The sequence below is a fragment of the Caballeronia sp. genome (genome assembly GCF_049581465.1).
In the GTDB taxonomy this organism is placed as follows: Bacteria; Pseudomonadota; Gammaproteobacteria; order Burkholderiales; family Burkholderiaceae; genus Caballeronia.
The window spans coordinates 1-3,473 of the sequence record NZ_JBAUSA010000975.1 but is presented as its reverse complement, the minus strand read 5'-3'; the positions used below and the strand labels follow the sequence as shown (position 1 = coordinate 3,473).

Below are 3,473 nucleotides of genomic sequence, written 5' to 3'. Positions count from 1 at the left end.
GGCTAACAGAAATAAGCAAGAAAATACTACTTATGCAGAACGACCAGGCTAGCAGAAGGACTCAACGCTCTCCCCACACTCGCCGCCAGCAGCACCCACCCTAACCTCCTCCTGCCCGCGCGCCCAGCCCCGCCCGAAAGCCCTCAGCCGAGATCCAGCCATACCGGCTCCGCAAGCGAAACCTCATCTAAGTTCCGGCCGCCGCCACTCCGATCAACAACAATAAAATCGCTGACCTGGTCCAGCGAAAGCAACGGATGATGCCAAACCCCCTTGGCGTAATTAACCCCTTGCCACCCGCGCGTAACAAACGCGCGAATTTGGGACGGATCAAGCTCACCAGCAGGCGCGACCACCACCAGATAAGGCCGATCATTGAGCGGCAAAAACGCCTGACTGCCCAACGGATGCCTTTCCATCATCGACACTTCGAAGGGCAAATCCCGCGGCTGCCCGCGAAACAGATTGACGATCGCCCGCCCTCCCTCGTCCTCCACATCGATCCGGGCAAGATCGTGAAAGCGAATGGTCGTCCCGAGATTGATCGGGATCTGCTTCGCACCATCAAGTTCGATGACATCGCCGAACGGCTCGAAAGCCGCCCGCGTCAACGGTTCGATCGTCAGTTTTTTCATCGCGAGATCCACATCACGCGAGCGTGCCGAAGAGTCGCAACCGCGATACGCCACCGTCCGGATAAATATTGAACCGCACGTGCGTGACCGCACCCAGTGCTGCAAGCTCCGACTCGAACACATGCTGCTTGTCCATCTGCAACTTCTGTTCACCCAGCAACACCGGCCAGAACATGGCCTGCGTAACCAGCGAGCTGTCCGTCCCACCCGTGACACGCGCCGCCTGCAACGAGCACCGGTCCGGATAATTTCCCTTGAAATGGGCCGTATCGACTTCAATCTTCCTGATCACGCCCGGCTGCGCCAACGCCACGATGCACCAGTCATTGCCCGGCTCACGACGCCGGCGCGTCTCCCAGCCATCACCCATGTTCGCGCCGCGTCCCGGCATCAACAGCGTTGAAGCAAGGCCGAAATGCTGATTGTTCGTGCCGACGAGATACGCGCCGTTCTCCATCGCGGCGAGATCGAACAGTTCGCTCCGGCTCGCGCTGCTCCAGTCAAGTTGCGGCTGTCCATACACGCGCAACCGGGCAATACCGCCGTCCGGATAAATGTTCACACGCAAATGCGTGAACGGCTGTTGCGTCGTCACGTCAAGATAATGGTGGCTGTTTCCCTGCAACGTAACCGATGCCACCACCTCGCTCCATTTCGTCGCCGTAGTGGGCGCGCCGTCGAGCACGTGCGCACCTTCAATCGACGCCGCCGGCGGGAAGTTGCCGGTGAAGTGGCTCGTGTCGATATCGATACCCTTGATCACGCCCGGTCTTGCCAGCTTGATCACGCACCAGTCGTAGCCGCTCACGCGCTTTCGACGCGTCTCCCAGCCGTCCATCCACTTGCCGTGATCGTCGAACTTGCCCGGGATGAACACCGCCGGCTCCGGGTTCAGCATGCGCTCTTTCGGCGCGAAGAAATCGTCGCTGGATTCGAGCGCTTGTGCACCGAGTCTTGGGTCCGCGAGATTCACATAGCGGCGCGTAAATTCAGGCGCGTTGGCATCGAGTGTCGGTATTGCCATGATATTTCCTTGCGATAAATGTTTGAAGGTTTCACGGTTCTGCTACGCGTCGAGCAGGTCGTCCAGCCGGAAGCGTGCGATGCGATAAATCTGGGTCAGGCTTTCGCGCAACTCGGTATCGCGGTCGTGAGGCAGGCGCGTTTCGAAGTTCGCAATAATCCCGTGGCGATCGAATCCGCGAACAGCCAGGATGAACGGAAAGCCAAACTTCTCTCGATACGCAGCGTTCAATCCCTGTAGCTTGTTGAACTCCTCTTGCGTGCAGAGGTTGAGGCCCGCTCCGCTCTGCTCGCGGGTGGATTCATGCGTGAGCTCGCCGCGAACCGCCGCCTTTCCCGCGAGTTCGGGGTGCGCGTCGATCAACGCGAGTTGTCGCCTGTCGCCCGCCTGGTTCACCGCATGCGTCATGGCTGAATGCAGCGCGTCAACACTATGGAATGGCCGCTGCGGCTCCGCCGCTTGCGCCACCCAGGGTGAATGTTCGAAGATGCCCGACAACACATCGACAAAAGTATCGGCAGGCATCGAGTTGAGCTCGTCGAGCGTGGTCCGCGTGATGTCGATGGTCATGGTGCGCTCGCTCCCGCGCTCGCTCCCGCAGTGCCTTCGTAAGGATGATGTTCGCGCCAGTGCCGCGCGATATCGACACGTCGGGTCACCCACACGCGGTCGTATTGTTCAATGTGATCGAGAAAACGTTGTAGCGCGCGAAACCGTCCGGGACGGCCAAGAAGCCGGCAATGCATGCCGATGGACAGCATCTTCGGCGCTTCGCTGCCCTCTTCGTACAGCACGTCGAAGGCGTCGCGCAGGTACGTGAAGAAATGATCCGCTGTGTTGAACCCTTGTGGCGAAGCGAAGCGCATGTCGTTTGTGTCGAGCGTGTACGGCACGATCAATTGCGGGACTTTCGCGCCGCCGGTGACATCCACGTCCATCCAGAACGGCAGGTCGTCACCGTAGTAATCCGAGTCATAGAGAAAGCCGCCACGCTCCGCCACCAGCCGGCGCGTATTCGGACTGTCGCGCCCGGTGTACCAGCCAAGCGGCCGCACCCCCGTTACGCGCTCGATGGCTTCCATGCCGAGCCGCATGTGCTCTGCTTCCTTCTCGGGCGACATGTCCTGATAGTGAATCCATCGATACCCATGACACGCAATCTCATGCCCGAGTTCGACGAACGCTCGGCCTAGATCCGGATACCGTTCGATCGCCATCCCGACGCCGAAAACGGTCAATGGCAAGCCGCGCTTTTCGAATTCGCGAAGAATGCGCCACACGCCCGCGCGCGACCCATATTCGTATATCGATTCCATGCTCATGTGACGCGACGGATACGCCGCCGCGCCCACGATTTCCGACAGGAATTGCTCCGATCCCGGATCGCCGTGAAGCACGCAGTTTTCACCGCCTTCTTCATAATTCAGCACGAATTGCACTGCAATACGCGCGTCGCCCGGCCAATGCGGCTGCACAGGGTATCGACCGTAGCCGATCAGGTCGCGTGGGTACTTCGATTCATTCGACATGGCTAAATGAGTGCGTGAAAACCCGATGGATAAGCGCGCAGCTTAAACCCGCGCGACGATGGTCCAGTTTAGCGAAAACACATCGCCGCGCCCATATTCCCATCCAGATAATGCGGCTCACGTCCGGTGTATGGTCGTCTCGATCGGTTAGCGCTATTTCGGGCTGTAGGATGCCATTGCTCCGTCATACTGCTTGGTTAGCGGGGGCGCAAAGTCTCCGCGCTTAGAGGTTCGCAGCCTTAGCGCGATCAGGGCTTCGGCCCATTTGACGGCAGTCGTTACGCC

General features: G+C 59.5%; 4 protein-coding genes and 1 pseudogene. All 5 read right to left on the bottom strand.

The features are described 5' to 3' along the window. Positions 1-143: 143 nt before the first annotated feature. Positions 144-635 carry an ureidoglycolate lyase gene (locus WCA53_RS23990; protein WP_423916328.1) on the bottom strand — a complete coding sequence of 164 codons (492 nt, stop codon included), beginning with the start codon at positions 633-635 and terminating at the stop codon, positions 144-146. Between the two features lie 13 nt (positions 636-648). Continuing rightward, the gene (gene alc / locus WCA53_RS23985) at positions 649-1,659 is read right to left on the bottom strand and encodes an allantoicase (protein ID WP_423916326.1); all 1,011 of its coding nucleotides are present in this window, start codon (positions 1,657-1,659) and stop codon (positions 649-651) included. 42 nt (positions 1,660-1,701) lie between these two features. Beyond that, complete coding sequence (uraD, locus tag WCA53_RS23980) at positions 1,702-2,229, bottom strand: 2-oxo-4-hydroxy-4-carboxy-5-ureidoimidazoline decarboxylase (protein ID WP_423916324.1); 528 nt, start codon at positions 2,227-2,229, stop codon at positions 1,702-1,704. Next, positions 2,226-3,188 (bottom strand): allantoinase PuuE, encoded by a 963-nt coding sequence (puuE, locus tag WCA53_RS23975; protein ID WP_423916321.1) that lies wholly within the window; start codon positions 3,186-3,188, stop codon positions 2,226-2,228. Before puuE ends, uraD begins: the two co-directional genes overlap by 4 nt. A 153-nt stretch (positions 3,189-3,341) precedes the next feature. Then, positions 3,342-3,473: pseudogene (locus WCA53_RS23970) on the bottom strand (Asp/Glu racemase); the annotation flags it as partial.